Source organism: Ideonella oryzae (assembly GCF_024055665.1).
Lineage (GTDB): Bacteria > Pseudomonadota > Gammaproteobacteria > Burkholderiales > Burkholderiaceae_C > Ideonella > Ideonella oryzae.
On sequence record NZ_JAMXMC010000007.1, the window covers coordinates 134,075 to 151,046 of the forward strand.

Annotated in this window: 15 protein-coding genes; 2 read left to right on the top strand and 13 right to left on the bottom strand. The window is 72.5% G+C overall.

What is annotated here, in order from left to right:
- Window position 1 precedes the first annotated feature (1 nt).
- From M0L44_RS13275 to M0L44_RS13335, 13 genes are all read right to left on the bottom strand, one after another.
- Window positions 2–820 carry a phosphodiesterase gene (locus M0L44_RS13275; RefSeq protein WP_252770174.1) on the bottom strand — a complete coding sequence of 273 codons (819 nt, stop codon included), beginning with the start codon at window positions 818–820 and terminating at the stop codon, window positions 2–4.
- On the bottom strand, window positions 814–1,608 hold the full coding sequence (locus M0L44_RS13280) for an HAD family hydrolase (RefSeq protein ID WP_252770175.1): 795 nt from the start codon (window positions 1,606–1,608) through the stop codon (window positions 814–816). Before M0L44_RS13280 ends, M0L44_RS13275 begins: the two co-directional genes overlap by 7 nt.
- A gap of 5 nt (window positions 1,609–1,613) precedes the next feature.
- Window positions 1,614–2,423 carry a carbohydrate ABC transporter permease gene (locus M0L44_RS13285; RefSeq protein WP_252770176.1) on the bottom strand — a complete coding sequence of 270 codons (810 nt, stop codon included), beginning with the start codon at window positions 2,421–2,423 and terminating at the stop codon, window positions 1,614–1,616.
- Between the two features lie 17 nt (window positions 2,424–2,440).
- On the bottom strand, window positions 2,441–3,337 hold the full coding sequence (locus M0L44_RS13290) for a carbohydrate ABC transporter permease (protein ID WP_252770177.1): 897 nt from the start codon (window positions 3,335–3,337) through the stop codon (window positions 2,441–2,443).
- Between the two features lie 17 nt (window positions 3,338–3,354).
- Window positions 3,355–4,644: an ABC transporter substrate-binding protein gene (locus M0L44_RS13295; protein ID WP_252770178.1), complete on the bottom strand. Its 1,290-nt coding sequence runs from the start codon at window positions 4,642–4,644 to the stop codon at window positions 3,355–3,357.
- A gap of 43 nt (window positions 4,645–4,687) precedes the next feature.
- Window positions 4,688–5,668 carry an ABC transporter ATP-binding protein gene (locus tag M0L44_RS13300; RefSeq protein WP_252770179.1) on the bottom strand — a complete coding sequence of 327 codons (981 nt, stop codon included), beginning with the start codon at window positions 5,666–5,668 and terminating at the stop codon, window positions 4,688–4,690.
- A 14-nt stretch (window positions 5,669–5,682) separates the two neighbouring features.
- Window positions 5,683–6,441, bottom strand: coding sequence for a DeoR/GlpR family DNA-binding transcription regulator (locus M0L44_RS13305; RefSeq protein WP_252770180.1), 759 nt, complete (start codon window positions 6,439–6,441; stop codon window positions 5,683–5,685).
- A 92-nt stretch (window positions 6,442–6,533) separates the two neighbouring features.
- Entirely contained in the window at window positions 6,534–8,633 is a 2,100-nt protein-coding gene (locus M0L44_RS13310; RefSeq protein ID WP_252770181.1) for a S53 family peptidase, read from the bottom strand.
- Between the two features lie 115 nt (window positions 8,634–8,748).
- Window positions 8,749–11,040: a putative bifunctional diguanylate cyclase/phosphodiesterase gene (locus M0L44_RS13315; protein WP_252770182.1), complete on the bottom strand. Its 2,292-nt coding sequence runs from the start codon at window positions 11,038–11,040 to the stop codon at window positions 8,749–8,751.
- Entirely contained in the window at window positions 11,037–12,269 is a 1,233-nt protein-coding gene (locus M0L44_RS13320; RefSeq protein ID WP_252770183.1) for an FIST signal transduction protein, read from the bottom strand. The genes M0L44_RS13315 and M0L44_RS13320 overlap by 4 nt, the downstream gene beginning before the upstream one ends.
- A gap of 85 nt (window positions 12,270–12,354) precedes the next feature.
- Complete coding sequence (gene dsdA, locus M0L44_RS13325; RefSeq protein WP_252770184.1) at window positions 12,355–13,632, bottom strand: D-serine ammonia-lyase; 1,278 nt, start codon at window positions 13,630–13,632, stop codon at window positions 12,355–12,357.
- 43 nt (window positions 13,633–13,675) lie between these two features.
- Entirely contained in the window at window positions 13,676–14,329 is a 654-nt protein-coding gene (locus M0L44_RS13330; protein ID WP_252770185.1) for a DsbA family protein, read from the bottom strand.
- On the bottom strand, window positions 14,326–14,733 hold the full coding sequence (locus M0L44_RS13335) for a winged helix-turn-helix transcriptional regulator (RefSeq protein WP_252770186.1): 408 nt from the start codon (window positions 14,731–14,733) through the stop codon (window positions 14,326–14,328). The genes M0L44_RS13330 and M0L44_RS13335 overlap by 4 nt, the downstream gene beginning before the upstream one ends.
- Window positions 14,734–14,842: 109 nt before the next feature.
- Here M0L44_RS13335 and M0L44_RS13340 point away from each other — a divergent pair, with 109 nt between their 5' ends.
- The gene (locus M0L44_RS13340) at window positions 14,843–15,724 is read left to right on the top strand and encodes an SDR family oxidoreductase (protein WP_252770187.1); all 882 of its coding nucleotides are present in this window, start codon (window positions 14,843–14,845) and stop codon (window positions 15,722–15,724) included.
- 51 nt (window positions 15,725–15,775) lie between these two features.
- The gene (locus M0L44_RS13345; RefSeq protein ID WP_252770188.1) at window positions 15,776–16,918 is read left to right on the top strand and encodes an acyltransferase family protein; all 1,143 of its coding nucleotides are present in this window, start codon (window positions 15,776–15,778) and stop codon (window positions 16,916–16,918) included.
- Window positions 16,919–16,972 lie beyond the last annotated feature (54 nt).

The window sequence follows — 16,972 nt, forward strand, 5'->3', positions numbered from 1 at the left end:
CTCAGAACGGGTAAGGCCCCGGCCAGTCCCCGCTCACCGCGCCCAGCGTGACCAAGCCTTCGGCCAGGCGCCAGCGGTGCAGCAGGTAGCCTGGTGGCTCCAGGTTGAACAGGGCCGGGTGGCCTGGCCGCAGGTCCAGCGCGATCTGGTGCGCGGTGCTGGGCGCGACGATGACCGGCACCCCGGCCAGCTGACCGTGGATGTGGCGGTGCAGGTGGCCGCACAGGATGGCCTGCACCTGCGGGTGGCGGCCCAGCAGGCCGGCCAGGGCCTCGCGGCCCTCGCCCAGGTTCATGCCGTCCATCTCCTGCAGGCCGGTGTGCAGCGGCGGGTGGTGCAGCACCAGCAGCGTGGGCCGCTGTGGTGCCTGGGCCAGGGTGTCGGCCAGCCAGTCCAGGCGCTCGCGGCAGAGCATGCCGCCGGGCCGGCCGGGGATCACCGTGTCCAGCCCGATCAGGCGCAGGGTGGCCGCGCCCTCGGGCAGGTCCGTCACCCATTGGGCGAAGGATTGGGCAAAGGGCACGCCGGCCGCCCAGGGCTGCTCGGGAAAGGCCTCGCGCAGCGCCACCCGGTCGTCGTGGTTGCCGGGCAGCAGGCGCATGGGCAGACGCAGGGGGGCCAGCAGCGCGCGCAGGCGGGCGTATTCGGCTGGGTGGCCGCTGTCCACCAGGTCGCCGCTCAGCAGCAGCAGATCGGGGGCCGGCGCCAGCGCGGCCACGCTGGCCACGGCCTGCTGCAGCAGGGCCGCGGTGTCCACCCGGCCGCTGGCCAGCACGCCGGGGCGGGTGATGTGGCAGTCGCTCAGTTGCGCGATCAGCATGGCAGCAGCACCTCGTTCACCCATTCCGCAAAGCCCAGGCCGCCCGGCGCCTGGGTGATGTGGGCCGGGGGCACGGGCAAGGCCGCCAGGTGGGGCCGGATGTTGGCCACCCCCACGCTGCGCGGGAAGGTCTCGAACATCTGGGCGTCGTTGAGCGAATCGCCCACGAAGGCCGCATAACCAGGGGCCTCGCCCGGTGTCCAGCCGTGGTGGCGCCGCAGCCAGGCCAGCGAGGCGGCCTTCTTGCTGAAGTCGCCCAGCCAGAGGTTGATGTGGATGGAGCTGGCGGTGGCCTGCACGCCCAGCGCATGGGCGTCGGCCAGGGCCTGACGCACGGTTTCGGCCGGCACCGGCGGCACCACCTCCTGGGCATGGTCCAGTGCGAGGTCGCAGCGCCGGTAGGCGTTGTCCAGGGCCAGGCGCAGACCGGGGTGGTTGCGCAGCAGGGTGTCCGCGGCCTTCTGCAGCCAGGCCTGGTGGCGACGGCGGGTGGCTTCGTCCTGCCAATCGCGGTAGCGCAGGTGCCGCCCCTCGCGCTCGATGGTGAAGGCGCCGTTTTCGCCGATCACCGCGGCCACCGGCCAGGTGCGGGCGATCTGGTCGCACCAGCCGGCGCAGGCGCCGGTGACCGGCACCAGGCCGATGCCGGCCGTGGCCAGGCGCTCCATGGCGGCCAGGGTGACGGACGGCAGGCGGCCTTCCCAGGTCAGGGTGTCGTCCACGTCGGTCAGCACGACGCGGGGCAGCGGGTGATCGGGCAGCAGCGGAGGAGGCAAAGGAGGGGACACGGGCGTCACTTCAAGCCGGCATGCATGAAGGATTGCATGAACTGGCGCTGAAACACCAGAAACCCCAGCAGCAAGGGGCCGACGGACAACAGTGTGCCGGCCGACAACACACCCCAGTCCACCCCCGTCTCGGGCGCGGCGAACAGGGCCATGCCCACCGTGAGCGGCCGACTGGCCACGGTGTTGGTGGCGACCAACGGCCAGAGGAAGTTGTTCCAGTGATAAGCCACCGACACCAGCGCGTAGGCCAGGTAGGTGGGCCGCGCCAGCGGCACATAGACGCGCCAGAGAATGGCCAGGCGGCCCAGGCCCTCGATGCGTGCCGCGTCCTCCAGCTCCTGGGGCACGGTCATGAAGCTCTGGCGCAGCAGGAAGATGCCGAAGGCGCTGGCCACATAGGGCAGCGCCACGCCCAGCCAGGTGTCCACCAGCCCCAGCCGGGCGATGGCCGCGTAGTTCTCGGCGATCAGCACCTCGGGCATCACCATCAGCTGCAGCAGCACCAGGGCGAACACGGCCGACCGCCCCCGGAACGGCAAGCGCGCCAGGGCGTAGGCGGCCAGCGTGCACACCGCCAGCTGCAGCACCAGCAGCAGCGCGACGATGACCGCGGTGTTGCGCAGGTAGCGGCCGAAGGGCGCCACCTGCCAGGCCGCGCGAAAGTTGTCCAGGCCCCAGGGCCCCGCCAGGTCGAACTGCAGCGCGCCGGCGCCGGGCCGCAGCGCCGCCCAGCACAACAGCAGCAGCGGCAGCACCCACAGCGCCCCCAGGACCCAGCCCAGGCCCCGCAAGGCGGTGGACGTCTGCGCATGCATGGTCGGGTCCCTCCTGCTCATCGGTAGTGGACGCGGCGCGCCAGCCAGAACTGTCCGGCCGAGACCGCACTCAGCAGAGCCAGCAGCAGCAGCGTCAGTGCGGCCGCCTGGTTCGGGTCCTGGAACTTGAAGGCGATCTCGTAGAGCTGGTAGAGCAGCAGCATGCTGGCGTTGTTGGGGCCGCCATGGGTCAGCACAAAGAGGTGGTCCACCAGCTTGACGGCATTGATCAGCGCGTTGACGCCGACGAACAGCGTGGTGGGCGCCAGCAGCGGCAGCGTGACGCGGCGCAGCCGGGTCCAGGCCGAGGGCGCCTCCAGCCGGGCCGCGTCCATCAGCTCGGGCGGGAGGGATTGCAGGGCCGCCAGGTAGAAGACCATGAAGAAGCCGGCCTCCTTCCAGACGGTCACCGCCATCAGCGCCCACAGCGCGGTGCCGGCGTCACCCAGCCAGTTGGGCCCGTGCAGGCCGGCCCAGGCCAATGCCCGGTTGAGCAGGCCGATGTCGGGCGCGTAGAAGATCAGCCACAGGTTGGCTGCGGCGACCATGGGCAGCACCGTGGGCGTGAAGAAGGCCAGGCGCAGCAGACCGCGGCCCGCGAAGCGGCCGTTCACCCACAGCGCCATCGCCAGGGCCAGGCCCACCGACAGCGGCACGGTGACCGCCGCATAGAGCGCGTTGTTGCGCAGGGCCTGGCGGAACACCGGGTCCTCCAGCAGGAAGCGGAACTGGTCCGCCCCGCTGAAGCTGGCGGGCAGGCCCGGTGCCCCGGTGTGCAGGGCCTGCCACAGGCTGGCCAGCGTGGGGCCGTAGGTGAAGCCGCCCAGCAGCAGCAGCGCCGGGGCCAGCAGGGCCCAGGCCAGGGCCGTCTGGCGTGCCGGGGACCGTGGCGCGGCCGGTGCGGGGTGCGGCATCGTCTGGGCCCCGGCGCTCAGCGCTGGTAGGGCTTGAGCAGGCGATCGGCCTGGGCCTGGGCGGCGTCCAGCGCCGGCTTGGCGGCCTGCTGGCCCGTGATGACGGACTGGAGGGCGTCATCGAGCAGCTTGCGGACGCGACCGGCCTGGTGGGTGGCCAGCTCGGCGGTGGCCACCTTGAGCTGGTCGCGCGCCACCAGGGCCTGCGGCACCTTGGCCGCATAGGTCTTGAGCGCCGGCGTGTCGTAGCTGGCGGCACTCACGCCCACGTAGCCGGTGGCCACGCTCCATTCGGCCGAACGCTCCGGCGCGGTCAGGAACTTGACCAGGCGGTAGGCGGCCTGCTGCTCGGCCTCGCTGCCGCTCTTGAACAGGTAGAAGTTGCCGCCGCCGGTGGGCGAACCGGGCTCGGTGTGGGCCGGCAGCGCGGCCACGCCGACGTCGAACTTGGCCTCCTTCATGACCGCGGTCAGGTTGCCGGTGGAATGCCACATGATGGCCGTCTTGCCCTCGACGAAGTTCTGGCGCAGCGTGCCCCACTCGATCAGGCCCTGCGGGCTCAGGCCGTCCTTGGCCAGCGAGGCCCAGTAGTTCAGGGCTTCGACCGACTTGGGTGTGTTGAAGAAGGTCTTGCTGCCTGCCGGGTTCATCAGCGGCTGGCCGTTCTGCTTGGTCAAGGCACCGAACATCCAGTAGGCGTAGCCGGTGGAGGGGATCATCACCCCCCATCGGCTGGTCGTGGCGCCGTCCTTCTGCACCAGCTTGGCGGCGTCGGCGCGCAGCTCGTCCCAGGTGCGGGGCGGCTTCTCCGGGTCCAGGCCTGCCTGGCGGAAGGCGTCCTTGTTGTAGTACATGACGATGGTCGAGCGCTGGAACGGAATGCCCCAGGTCTTGCCCTCCACGCGGCCGTTCTCCATCAGCGCCGGGTAGAAGCTGTTCAGCCAGGCGCGGTCCTCGGGCGTCTTGGCGAAGTCGTCGAAGGGCCGGATGACGCCCTGGTCCTTCAGCTCGTGCAGGTCGATGGAGAACAGCACCGAGGTCTGCACCGGCGTGCCGGCCTTGAGCGCGGCCAGCGCCTTGGTGCGGGCGTCGTCGTAGTTGCCGGCGTAGATGGCCTCGACCTTGACGTCGGGGTTGGCCTGCTGGAACTCGCCCACCAGCTTGTCCACCACCTGGGTGAGCGGGCCACCCACCGAGATCGGGTAGTACATGGTGACGTGGGCGGGCTCGGCGGCGGCCGCGCTGAACGAGGCCACGGCACTCATCGCGCCCAGCGCCAGGGCCAGGCAACGGGTCTGGAGGGACATCGCAAACTCCTTGGTTCGATCGGTTGGGGAGGAAGGGGACGGGTCAGGCGGCATCCGCCGCAAAGCGGCATTCCCGCTCGGCGGGCCAGCCCAGGCTCACGGACTGACCCACGGTCCAGGCCCCGGACGCCGGGTGGCCGGGATGGCGGACCTTCAGGGACTGGCCATGCAGGCGCAAGGTCAGCAGGCTGTCGGCGCCGTGGTATTCGGTGCTTTCGATGACGGCCTGGTGCGGCCCCTGGCCGAGCGTGATGTGCTCGGGCCGGATGCCACGCCACCCGGCCTCGCCGGGCCAGCGGATGAGGTTCATCGGCGGCTGGCCGATGAAGCTGGCCACCACCGGATGGGCCGGATGGTCGTAGAGCTCGGCGGGCGCTCCCACCTGGGCGATGCGCCCCTGGTGCATCAACACGATGCGGTCGGCCATGCTCATCGCCTCGACCTGGTCATGGGTGACATAGACCAGGGTCAGGCCGAGCGTCTGTTGCAGGCGGCGCAGCTCGCCACGCATCTCGGCGCGCAGCTGGGCGTCCAGGTTGCTGAGCGGCTCGTCCATCAGACACAGCGGGTGCTGCGACACCACGGCCCGCGCCAGCGCCACCCGCTGCCGCTGCCCGCCGGAGAGCTGGCCGGGCTTGCGCTGCAGCAGGGCCGAGAGCCCGAGCATCTGCACTGCCTGGTCGAGACGGCGCGTCTGCTCCTGGCGCGGCACGCGGCGGGCCCGCAGGCCGAAGAGGATGTTCTGCGCCACATCCAGGTGCGGGAACAGCGCATAGGACTGGAACACCAGGCTGAGCTGGCGCGCTGCCGGCTCCAGGGCGGTCACGTCCCGCCCGCCGATCCAGATGCGGCCGGCGCTGGGCCGGTCCAGCCCGGCGATCAGGCGCAACAGTGTGGTCTTGCCGCAGCCGGAGGCACCCAACAGCGCGATGAACTCGCCGCGCGCCACGGCAAGGTCGATGCCGCGCAGTACCGGCTGGCCGCCGAAGTGCTGCTCGATCCCCTCCAGACGCAGGTCGCTCATGGTCCGGCCCCTTCTCAGCAGCGGTGGAGCGCGACCCCGGCCCGGGCGCACAGGGTCTGCAGCGCCTCCGGCGCCTCGTCGTCGGTGAACACCTGGTCCACCTCGGCGAGCGGCGCCACGCGGCAGGGTGCGGCACGCAGGTACTTGCTGCCGTCGACCAGCAGCAGCCGGTTCTGGCTGTGGGCCAGCAGCAGCCGGCTGAGTTCAGCCTCGTCGGGCTGGAACTCGCACAGCACCCCGTCGGCGGTGATGCCGCCGGCCCCCAGCACCGCCACATGGGCCTGGAAGCGCTGCAGGAAATCGAAGGTGGCCAGCCCCATCAGGTCGCGGTCGGCCGGACGCAGGCGCCCCCCGGCCAGCCAGGTCTCCACCGCCGGCTTGTCGGCCAGCGCCAGGGCCGCGTCGAGGTTGTTGGTCACCACGCGCAGCGGCTGATCGGGGGGCAGCGCGCGGGCGAACTCGGCCACCGTGGTGCCATAGCCCAGGAAGACGGTGGCCTCGTCCTGCAACTGGCCCACCGCAGCCTGGGCGATGCGGCGCTTGCGCTCGCCGTGCGCGCCGCTGCGCTGGGCGAAGCTGCGGTTGTGCTGGGCCGCCACCCGCGCGAGCCCGCCATGCTGGCGCCTGGCCAGCCCCTGCTCGCACAGCACGTGGATGTCGCGCCGGATGGTCTGCGGGCTGACCTGGAAGCGGTCGGCCAGCTGCTCGGTGCCCAGCTGGTGGGTCTCGTGCAGCCAGGCCAGGATGTCGCGCTGACGGGGGCTGAGGTTCATTCGCTCGCTCGGATCTTTCGAATGAAAGTGTCCGAAGCGGGCGTGTCAGGGCCGTGACAGCCGCGCGGGCCGCCACGCCTGGCCGGGAAAGCTCAGCTGGCGTTGACGGTCAGGCTCAGAACCGCGCGGCCGGTCTTGCCGGTCTTGCTGTCCTTGGCGGTGACGGTGACGCTGTAGCTGCCCTTGACCGGCTTGGGCCAATTGACCACGCCGGCCTTGCTGATCACCAGGCCCGCGGGCGGCTTGGTCAGGCTCCAGGTGACGGCATTGGGCGCGGTGTACGACATGGCCTGGCTGAAGGCCTTGCCCACCACCGCCGTGGCCGAGGCGTCGCTCACGGCCGGGGGTTCGGGGGTGACGATGGTGATCGCATAGACACCCTGGGCCGTCTGGCCGGTGCGTGCGTCGGTGGCAGTCACGGTGACGCTGTAGCTGCCGGTCACCGGCTTGGCCCAGTTCACCACGCCGGCGGCGTTCACCACCATGCCGGCGGGCGCGCCGTCGAGGCTGTAGCGCAGCGCATTGGCCGCCGTGACGGAGACGCTGAAGGACAGGGGCACGCCAGCCTGGCCGTTGACGGCCGTGGCCGCGATGGCCGGTGCGATGGCCGGCACGGTCACGCCGGCCAGCGTGGAGAGCAGGCTCACGCCCTGCGGGGTGCCCAGGCCGCTGGGGTTGTCATAGCCCGCCTTGGCCACGCACAGGCCGCAGCCACCATCCTTGCCGGCCTTGATGTCCAGGAAGTCGGCCGCGTAGAGCTTGGGCAGGCTGGCCACCGAGGCATAGAGCGCGCTGTGCGGCGCCCCGATCAGCCCCAGGCTGGACTGCACGCGCAGGGCGTTGGTGACCGCCAGCAGCGCGGCCCACTGCGGCGTGGCCAGGCTGGTGCCACCGGCGCTGACCCAGCTGGTGCTGCCGCCGTCCTGGCTCATCACCGCCACGTATTGGCCGGTGGCGGGGTTGGCGTTGAAGGCCACGTCGGCCACCGAACGGCGCACCGGCGTGCCCAGGCCAGGCACGGCCTTGGTCTGGTAGGCCGGCCGGGCCATGAACTTGCTCACCCCACCGCCGGTGCCGGACCACACCGTCTCGCTGCGTGCGCCGGTGCCCTTGAAGGTCAGCGTCGTGCCGCCCACCGCCAGCACGCCCGGCGAGACCGAGGGCCATTCCACCGCGGCACCGTTGTCGCCGGTGGCGGCCACGTAGCTCATGCCGCTGCCGTAGAACACGCTGTCGACCGAACTGACCCAGCTGCCTTCGTTGGCGCCCAGGCTGAGCGAGACGACACCGGGGCCCATGGCATTGGCCAGCGCCACGGCGTTGGCGATGGAGGCGATGCCCGAATCCGCTGCCTCGATCAGCACGATGCGCGCCATCGGCGCGGTGGCATGCACCCACTGCACGTCCAGCGCGATCTCGGTGGCCCAGCCCGCGTTGTAGGCCGGGGCATTGGCGGCCATGCCGCCGCCGCTGGTGGCGTAGACGACCGAGAAGGTGCAGCCATCGGCGGGCGCAGCAGCCAGCGGCAGCGAGGCCGACGGGTCGATGCTGGCGGCACTGCAGCCCGGCAGACCGAAGCGGCTGGCGAAGGCCGCCAGCTCGGCGGCGATGTTGGGGTCGTGGTAGGCGTTGACGATGTAAACCGTCTGGCCCGCGCCCAGCTGGGCGGCCTCGGTGTCGGTGAGGGAGCCGCTCAGGTCCGGCAGCACCGGCAGGTTGTAGGCCGCGCGGATCTGGGCCGGGGTGTAGGTCACCACCGTGCTGCCAGCGGCCATGGGCCGCACGGCCTCGCCCTCAGCCGAGGCGCTGATGCTGGCAATGCGAGCCCGGGCGCCGGCGGCGCCCCCCGCGGCGGCGGCCTGCAGGGTCGGCACGGTCAGCCCGCGCGAGGACAGACTGCCCAGGGCTTCGGGCACGGCGGTGGTGTGCGGCGCCCGCCGAGCCGAGGCCGAGGGCCGGGCCATGTCGGTGTCGGCTGGCGCGTCCAGCAGCACCGGCGCCAGATGGTAGGTGGGCGAGGCCACAGCCGTGGCCAGGGTGCTGGCCGTGTCGCCGCCTGTCGCCGCATCCGGGCTGGCCGCGGTGGTGGCGGTGCCGCCGTCACCGCCACCGCAGGCGGTCAGCAGGGCGCCCAGGAGCAGGGCGGGCAGCAGGCGCAAGGGCGAGGGCGGCAGGGGGTACAGCAAGGGCATGGCGGGGTGTCGCGCAGGTGAGGAACAACGTCCCCACGGCATCGTCCCCACCCCGAGGCTGTTGAGCCGGGCGACCCGCACCAGCAGCCTGGTGCGGCATTACGTCACCCTTTTCTCAGGTTTGTGCGCGCGGCGGCGGCAGGCGCACCGGGTCCGGCCCGGTCAGCAGCTCGTCCAGCGGCAGCGGCCGGGCAAACCAGTAGCCCTGCGCGCGGCGGATGCCGGTGTGCCGGCGCAGGTAGTCCAGCTCCTCGGCGGTCTCCACGCCCTCGGCCACCACCGCGATGCCCAGGGCCCCGCACAACGACTCGATGGCCCGCAGGATGCCCTGGCTGCGCGGGCGCTGGTGCACCTGGCTGATGAAGGTGCGGTCGATCTTCACCTCGTCGGCGATCTCGTCGCTGAGCATGGCCAGCGACGAGTAGCCGGTGCCGAAGTCGTCGATGGACACGCGCAGGCCGCGTGCCCGCAGCAGCGGCAGCACCCGCCGCTGGAAGCGCTCGGCGGCCACCAGCGCGTCCTCGGTCAGCTCCAGGATCAGGCCGCGGGCCTGGTCCGGCGTGATGTCCTGGGTCAGGGCGTCCATGAACGCCACATCGCCGGCCTGGCGCGCAGCGATGTTCAGACTCACCTGAACGTCGGGGCCGAAGCGCTCTCGCAGGCGCGGCAGCGCGGCCAGCACGTCCTCCAGCACAATGTGGGTGATCTGGTCGAGCAGACCCAGCTCGCCGGCCAGCTCGATGAACTCCGAAGGCGGTACCAGCGTGCCGTCGACCCGCACCCCCCGCACCAACGCCTCGAAGCCCACCAGCGTCCCCGCGGCCAGGCTGACCTTGGGCTGCAACAGGGTGGCGAAGCGGCGCTCTCGCAGGGCCAGGCGCAGGCGCTGCTCCGTCTCCATGCGCGCGGTCAGGGCCTCGCCCATGGCGGCGGTGAAGAACTGCGCGCTGCCCTTGCGGTCCTGTTTGGCGCGGTACATGGCGTTGTCGGCCGAGCGGCGCAGGGCTTCGTAGCTGCGGCCGTGCAGCGGGTAGACGCAGACCCCCACCGAAGCGGAGGTGAGCACCTCCAGGCCCTCGATGGCAAAGGGCTGCTTGAGGCCATCGACCACCCGCTCCACGATGGCCTGCAGATCGTCGAGCTGGTGCAGCGGGTCGATCAGCAGCAGGAACTCGTCGCCGCTGATGCGGGCCAGGGTGTCGCTGGGGCGGATCAGGGCGCGCACCCGCTCGGCCGCCGCGCGCAGCAGCGCGTCGCCCACCGCATGGCTGTAGAAGTCGTTGACCTGCTTGAAGTTGTCCAGGTCGATGAAGGCCAGCGCCACCAGGGCGTCGTCGGCGCGCTCGCGCAGCGTCTCGGCCACGATCTCCTGCATGCGGGCCCGGTTGGGCAGGCCAGTGAGCTCGTCCACATAGGCGCGCAGCGAGAGCTCGCGCTCGTAGTGCTTGCGCTCGGAGATGTCGCTCAGCAGCGTGAGCTGCATCGCCTCGTCAAAGACCTGAACCGGCTTGCTGGTGATCAGCAGGGTGTGCTCTCCGCCGTCGACCGGCACCTCGCGCTCCTGCACCCCGGGAGCACGGCTCAGGCCATCGGCCCGTCGGCGCCCGCGCGGCGGCGGCGCCGGGTCCAGCAGCGCGCGGGCGCGGTCGTCGAAGGCCTGGCCCGCCTGGCGATGCAGCATCTGGTCGGCCACGGTGTTGCTCATCAGCAGCTGGCGGTCGCCCTTGCGCAGCACCAGGCCCACCGGCAGGTGATCCACCACCTGGTGCAGCAGCTGGGCATTGCGCTGGGCCTCCTGCTCGCTATGGCGCAGCCGCTCGGCCAGCTGGTGCAGCTCGCGGCTGCGCAGCACCGTCTGGTGGGCAAAGCGGGTGGCCAGCGCGTGCGAGACCAGCAGCGCGAAGCGCCGCCCCAGGTCCACATGGTCGCGCGTGTAGCCGGGCTCGCCGGCGCCGCGGCGCAGGGCCAGGATGCCGCGGTGCTCGCGCACCCGCACCGGCAGGTAGAGCCAATGCGGCGCGGGCTCGCCGTTGGCCAGCGCCGGGGCGGTGGGCACCGTGGCCACCACCCGGCCGGCCAGCACCTTGCGCAGCAGCGGTGTCAGGGGCCAGCGCTGGCCTTCCTCCGAGGCCGGCTCGGCCACCGCGCAGTTCAGACCCTCGCCATCGGACCCGCCGTCCTGGATCAGCATCAGCGCATGGGTGAAGGTGAAGACCCGGCGCAGCGAGGCGAAGACCCGCGGGAAGGGGTCGGCATCGGTGTCCAGCGTCAGCAGGGATTCCAGCGCATCAAGCAGGCGCTGGGTCTGCGCGCTGCTGGCCTTGAGGACCTCGTGGCTGCGCTGCAGGCCCTGCAGCACCTCGCGCAGGGCCTCGGTGCTTTGCAGATCGCCGTCGGGTCCGGTCATCGCACCAGCTCCTCGGCCCCGAAGACCACGGCCGCCACCATCAGGTTGCCGTGCACATTGCGGTCCAGCAGCCAGCCCTGTTCACCAAAGGTGAAGCAGCCCAAAAAGGGCACGGGCCCCAGGCGCTGCCGCAGCGCCTGCACCACCGACGCCACCTCTTCGCCCACCGCCATGCGGCAGCCGCCGCAGTAGACGATGAGCGCCCCGGCCAGGGTCTGGCCGGCCGGCAGCGCGGCGCGCGCCTGGGCCGCCACCCGGCCGGCCCGGAAGACCAGACGGCCGCGATCGCCGCGCATGGCCTGCAGGCGGTCACCCACCCGCAGGTCGCAGAAGGTGCGCAAGGTGTGGCCCGGGGTGACGGATTCGGGGTGCACCAGCAGATAGTGCGGCAGGCCATGCACCTGGCCCACCTTGACCGCCAGCGGGTGCAGCGCGGTCTGCGCCAGGATCACGCCGCCGCCATCGAGCTGCGGCTGCAGCGCGCCGTCCAGCCATTGGTTGTAGACCTCCGCGGCGGGCTTGCCGTCGATGGTGAGCAGTTCGCGGCCCTGCATGGGCGCGCCGGGTTGGGCGCCCAGGCGCCGTCCGGTGCTGCCCCCCACGCCGGTGACCACCCCGCTCTGGCCCGTGGGTTCGTGCCCGCCCTGGAACACCACCCGCACCGCCGCCGTGGGATAGAGCACCGCCACCGCCAGGCCACCGCGCAGCGGGCCCTGCGGCCCCAGCTGCCGCCAGCGGCCGGCCACCGCGTTGTCCGCGGCGCTGCCGCCGACGATGGGACAGCGGTCGCCCAGCACCCGGCGCAGGCCGGCCAGCACGGCCTCCTCGCTGCCCGGCTCCTGGTAGATCCACACCAGCGCAGGCAGCTCGCCCGCGCAGCCGGCCTGGTCCATGGCCTCCAGCAGCAGCGCGGTGGCGCAGGCCTGGGGGTCGCCTTCCAGCGGGCCCGCGGCCACGCCGTAATCGCCGCCCGGGTCTTCCAGGCCCATCAGGCCGATCTGGTGGTGGTCGGCCAGGCCGTCCTGGCTCATCACGCCGCCGGCCGAACTGCCCCCCAGCACGGGCAGACCCGGCCAGCGCTGGGCCAGGCAGTGGTGCAGGCCCTCGTCATCGGCCGCCTCGCCATAGAAGGCGAAGACCAGCCGTGGCGCGGTCTGCGGCGGCAGGCAGGTGGCCAGCCGCTCCACGGCCATGGCCGGGCTGCTGCCCGTGACGACATGGGTCTTCATCGTTCTGTTGTGATGGGACGAACGAACCCCACCTCCCTGGCGCGATTGTGTCCCGCTTGTTCTGTTTGTTGTCGGCCTGCGGCGCTCAGGCTTGAGCGGCTTGACCCAGAGCAAGTCCACCGGCCAGCAGGGCCTGGAAGACCTCGGTGGGCAGACCCTGTCCGCCGGTGGTCCACACCAGCGGGATGACCGGCGCGGGGCACCAGGCCGCCACGGTTTCGGCCCAGGGGCCGGCCAGCATCTCGTGGGCCACGAAGCCGGCCGCGGCCGAAGGCTCCAGCTGCAGGCCATGCGCCTCGTGCTGGAAGCGCAGCATGCGCAGCAGATCGGCGTCGCTCACCGTCACCACCGCATCCACCAGCGGGCCGGCCAGGGCCGCCACCCGGGCCGAGGCGCGCGGCACCGCCAGGCCATCGGCCACGGTGTGGTTGGACAGGCCGATGTCGTAGACGCTGGCCGCGTCGTCGCCGGTGGCCAGGCGCAGCAGGAAGCAGGGCGCAGCCACCGGCTCGACGAAGACCACCTGCACCGCATCGCCCCACAGGCACTTGAGGCCGAAGGCCACGCCGCCGGGCGCACCGCCCACGCCGCAGGGCAGGTAGACGCGCAGCGGCCGCGCCGACGTGGGCACCAGGCCCTGGGCCGCCAGCTGCGGCGCCAGGTCCCAGGCCGCGGCGGCATAGCCCAGGAAGAGCAGCAGCGAGTCCTCGTCGTCGATGAAATAGGCCGCCGGATCGGCCGCGGCCAGCGCGCGGGCACCGGCCACCGCCTGGGCGTAGTCGCCCGCGTGTTCCACCACCGTGGCGCCCACCGCGCGCAGCCGGTCCTTCTTCCAGGCCTGGGCGTCGTGCGACATGTGCACCTCCACCCCCAGGCCCAGGGCGCGGGCCATCACGCCCACGCTGTAGCCCAGGTTGCCGGTGCTGCCCACCAGCACCCGGTGGCGGGCGAACAGGGCGCGCGCCGGCGCATCGGCCAGCAGCGCGATGTCGCCGCCCGGGGCCAGCAGGCCGGCGTCCAGCGCCAGCTGCTCGGCGTGGCACAGCACCTCGTAGACGCCGCCGCGGGCCTTGATGCAGGCGGTGATGGGCAACTGGTGGTCGGCCTTGACCCACAGCGCGCGGCCGTGATCATCGCCCTGGCGCAGCAGCGGTGAGTCGATGCGACCGTCCGGCCCCAGCTCGTGCGGGAACAGACGGGCCAGCAGCGGCCCGAAGCGCCGCCAGCGGGCCACCGCCGCCTCCACGTCGGCCCGGCCCACCGGGCTGTCGGCCAGCACCTGGGCGGCCGGCCGGCGCTGCGGGTGGGGCCAGAAGAAGGGCTTAGCCGCGCGCAGCGGCGCGGGCAGGTCGGACAGGGACATGGCAGGGCCGGCCCGAAGGCCACAGGGACGGGACCGGCCGAGCTTACGCCTGCCGTGCGCTCTGCAGCGCGGCCTGCAGCGTGGCGACGAAGGCCGCGGGACGGCCCAGGTGCTGGCCCACCGGCAGCGGGGTCCAGCGGCCCGCCTGTTCCAGCGCCAGCGTCGGAAAGCCCTGCCCACCCAGCCAATCCAGCAGGGATCGGCTCTGGGTGAAATGGGCCTCGGTGGGCTCGCCGGCCAGGGCATCGAGCTGGTCGGCGAAGGCGGCCTCGTCCAGCCCCAGCCCGGTGGCCAGCGCCCGCTGCACCGCCGGCTCCACGATGCGTTGCCCTTCCACGAAATGCGCCTGCTGCAGCCGGTGCAGCATGGCCAGGCCCGACAGGCCCAGGGCCTGCGCCGCCAGGATGGCGGTGGTGGGCGGGGCGCTGTCGAGCACCACGGTGTCGTCCTGCAGCAGGCCGTCGGTGTAGGCCGCGCCGAAGGGCTGGCCGGTGAGCTGGGCGATGCGCTGGTCGTGCGGCATCACATAGGCCCGCCAGGCGGGCGTGAGCCGCAGGCGGCGTTCGCCCACCAACATGCCGCCGCCATGCAGCTGCACCCTCAGGGCGGGCAGGCGGCTGGCGGCGTCGATCAGCGGCGCGGCCGCATAGCACCAGCCGCACAGCGGGTCGTGGACGACGTGCAGGGTGGCGTTCATGCGGCCTCCTGCACGGCGCGCTGGGCCAGCACGTCGCCCAGCCGCACCTCGATCCAGTCAGCCAGCTGGCGCACCCGCTCGGCGGCCTCGCGGCCCAGCGGCGTCAGGCTGTACTCCACATGGGGCGGCACCACGTCGAAGGCCTGGCGCAGCACCAGGCCGTCGCCCTCCAGCCATTGCAGGGTCTGGGCCAGCATGCGCTCGCTCACGCCGCCCACGGCACGGCGCAGCTCGGCAAAGCGGTGGGTGCGCGTTTCCAGCACCAGCAGCACCAGCACGCCCCAGCGGCTGGTCACATGCTTGAGCACCTCGCGCGAGGGGCAGTCCACCGCCAGCAGGTTGCCGCGGCGCACGGCCTCGGACAAGGAGGGCCGGGTCGGGGAGGGCCGGGTACTTACCTTCATGTGCGTACTTCCGAAAAGTAAGTGCAAATCGTACAGTGACCCCAACGCACTTTCAAGCGCGTCCCAGACACCCCGTTCCGTCCGAACCGAACTCCCAAGGAAGCCGACCATGACCACCTCCGTCCCGACGACCCCTGCCCCGACCATCGCCATCACCGGCGCCACCGGCCAGCTGGGCCGCCTCGTGCTGCACAGCCTGAAGACCCGCGCCCCCGGCGCCACCGTCATCGCCCTGGCCCGCAGCCCCGCCAAGGCCGCCGACCTGGGCGTGAGCGTGCGCCAGGCCGACTACACCCAGGACCCCGCCGCCCTGGCCACGGCCCTGGCCGGCGTGGACACCCTGCTGCTGATCTCCGGCAACGAGATCGGCCAGCGCGAGACCCAGCACCGCCACGTCATCGAGGCCGCCCAGCGGGCCGGCGTCAAGCACCTGGTCTACACCAGCCTGCTGCATGCCGACCGCTCGCCCCTGTCGCTGGCGCCCGAGCACCTGGCCACCGAGGCGATGATCCGTGCCAGCGGCATCCCGGCCACGGTGCTGCGCAACGGCTGGTACGCCGAGAACTACAGCGCCGGCTTCCCGGCCGCGGTGGCGCACGGCGCCCTGCTGGGCAGCGCGGGCGAAGGCCGGCTGTCGCTGGCCACCCGGGCCGACTACGCCGAGGCCGCCGCCACCGTGCTGGCCAACCCCGCCGCCCACGCCGGCCAGGTCTACGAACTGGCGGGCGATACCGCCCCCACGCTGGCCGAGCTGGCCAACGAGATCGGCCGTCAGGCCGGCAAGGCCGTGCCCTACAAGAACCTGCCGGCCGAGGAGTACACCGCCGTGCTGCGCAGCGCCGGCCTGCCCGAGGGCTGGGCCGTGGCCCTGCCGCAGTTCGACCTGGGCGCGGCCCAGGGCGCGCTGTTCGACGACGGTCACCAGCTCTCGGCCCTGATCGGCCGGCCCACCACGGCCCCGGCCGCCTACGTGGCCGCGGCCCTGAAATAAGGCCCGGCCCCGGGCCTCTGAAGCCGGCGGGCGCGGCGAGAATCCGCGCCCATGCCCGCCCCCACCGAACACGCCCGACACCAGGCCGGCCTGGACACCCTGCGTGCCCTGGCCATCGGCCTGGTGTTCATGTACCACTACATGGTGTTCGTCTCGCGCGAGCCCACCTTCGGCTGGCTCAGCGAGGTGGGCTGGGTCGGGGTGGACCTGTTCTTCGTGCTCAGCGGCTACCTGATCACCGACGGCCTGCTGCGCGGCTTGGCAGCCGGCCGTCGGCTGACGCTGGGCAGCTTCTACGCGCGGCGCATCCTGCGCACCTGGCCGGTGTTCTGGGTGGTGCTGGCGGCCTACTTCCTGTGGCCGGACGCGCTGGGCGGGCGCACCCCGCCACCGCTGTGGCGCTTCCTCACCTTCACGCAGAACTGGAACCTGCCCACCGGCACGGCGTTCTCGCACGCCTGGTCGCTGTGCATCGAGGAGCAGTTCTACGCCCTGCTGCCGCTGGCGGTGCTGGGCGGCGGCTGGCTGGCGCGCCGCCGGGGCTGGGGCGTGGGCGCCGCCTGGGCCGGCCTGGCCCTGCTGCTGGCCACCGGCGTGGGCAGCCGCGCCTGGTTGTGGCAGCGCTACGGCCTGGAGGCCCAGGGCCAGCTGGAGCTGTACTACCGCTGGGTCTATTACGGCAGCCTGAGCCGCTTCGACGAATTCCTGCCCGGCGTGGCCCTGGCCCTGCTGCAGCACCGCCACCCGGCCACCTGGCAGCGCCTGATGGGCCCGGGCGGGCGCTGGCTGCTGCCGGCCGCGCTGGCGGCCTGCGCCGCCATGGGCTACGGCGTGATCACATGGTTCTACATCGACGGGTACGGCTACGGCGGCTTCATGAGCATCGCCGGCTACTCGCTCATCGCCTGGAGCTTCGGCCTGCTGCTGGCCGCCGCGCTGCGCCCGGGCAGCCGGCTGCAACGCACCCGGGTGCCGGGCGCGGCGTGGCTGGCGGCGGTGTCCTATCCGCTGTACCTGTCGCACAAGCCGGTGGCGCATTGGCTGGCCACGCAGGGCGGCCCCGCCCTGGCCGCCTCGCCCGGGCTGCGCCTGGGCCTGATCACCCTGGCCTGCGCCGCCATGGCCGCCCTGCTGCACCACGCGGTGGAGCGGCCTGCGCTGCGGTGGCGCGAGCGGCACGTCCCCGGCCGATGAGCCGCGGTCGCGCTTGACCTCCAGTGCACTTGAAGTTCTAAGGTGCGCACACCG

Bases quoted from the DNA above. Each gene is read 5' to 3' on its own strand.
- M0L44_RS13275 (WP_252770174.1), bottom strand. From the start codon at position 820: ATGCTGATCGCGCAACTGAGCGACTGCCACATCACCCGCCCCGGCGTG.
- M0L44_RS13285 (WP_252770176.1), bottom strand. From the start codon at position 2,423: ATGCATGCGCAGACGTCCACCGCCTTGCGGGGCCTGGGCTGGGTCCTG.
- M0L44_RS13290 (WP_252770177.1), bottom strand. From the start codon at position 3,337: ATGCCGCACCCCGCACCGGCCGCGCCACGGTCCCCGGCACGCCAGACG.
- M0L44_RS13295 (WP_252770178.1), bottom strand. From the start codon at position 4,644: ATGTCCCTCCAGACCCGTTGCCTGGCCCTGGCGCTGGGCGCGATGAGT.
- M0L44_RS13300 (WP_252770179.1), bottom strand. From the start codon at position 5,668: ATGAGCGACCTGCGTCTGGAGGGGATCGAGCAGCACTTCGGCGGCCAG.
- M0L44_RS13305 (WP_252770180.1), bottom strand. From the start codon at position 6,441: ATGAACCTCAGCCCCCGTCAGCGCGACATCCTGGCCTGGCTGCACGAG.
- M0L44_RS13310 (WP_252770181.1), bottom strand. From the start codon at position 8,633: ATGCCCTTGCTGTACCCCCTGCCGCCCTCGCCCTTGCGCCTGCTGCCC.
- M0L44_RS13315 (WP_252770182.1), bottom strand. From the start codon at position 11,040: ATGACCGGACCCGACGGCGATCTGCAAAGCACCGAGGCCCTGCGCGAG.
- M0L44_RS13320 (WP_252770183.1), bottom strand. From the start codon at position 12,269: ATGAAGACCCATGTCGTCACGGGCAGCAGCCCGGCCATGGCCGTGGAG.
- dsdA (WP_252770184.1), bottom strand. From the start codon at position 13,632: ATGTCCCTGTCCGACCTGCCCGCGCCGCTGCGCGCGGCTAAGCCCTTC.
- M0L44_RS13330 (WP_252770185.1), bottom strand. From the start codon at position 14,329: ATGAACGCCACCCTGCACGTCGTCCACGACCCGCTGTGCGGCTGGTGC.
- M0L44_RS13335 (WP_252770186.1), bottom strand. From the start codon at position 14,733: ATGAAGGTAAGTACCCGGCCCTCCCCGACCCGGCCCTCCTTGTCCGAG.
- M0L44_RS13340 (WP_252770187.1), top strand. From the start codon at position 14,843: ATGACCACCTCCGTCCCGACGACCCCTGCCCCGACCATCGCCATCACC.
- M0L44_RS13345 (WP_252770188.1), top strand. From the start codon at position 15,776: ATGCCCGCCCCCACCGAACACGCCCGACACCAGGCCGGCCTGGACACC.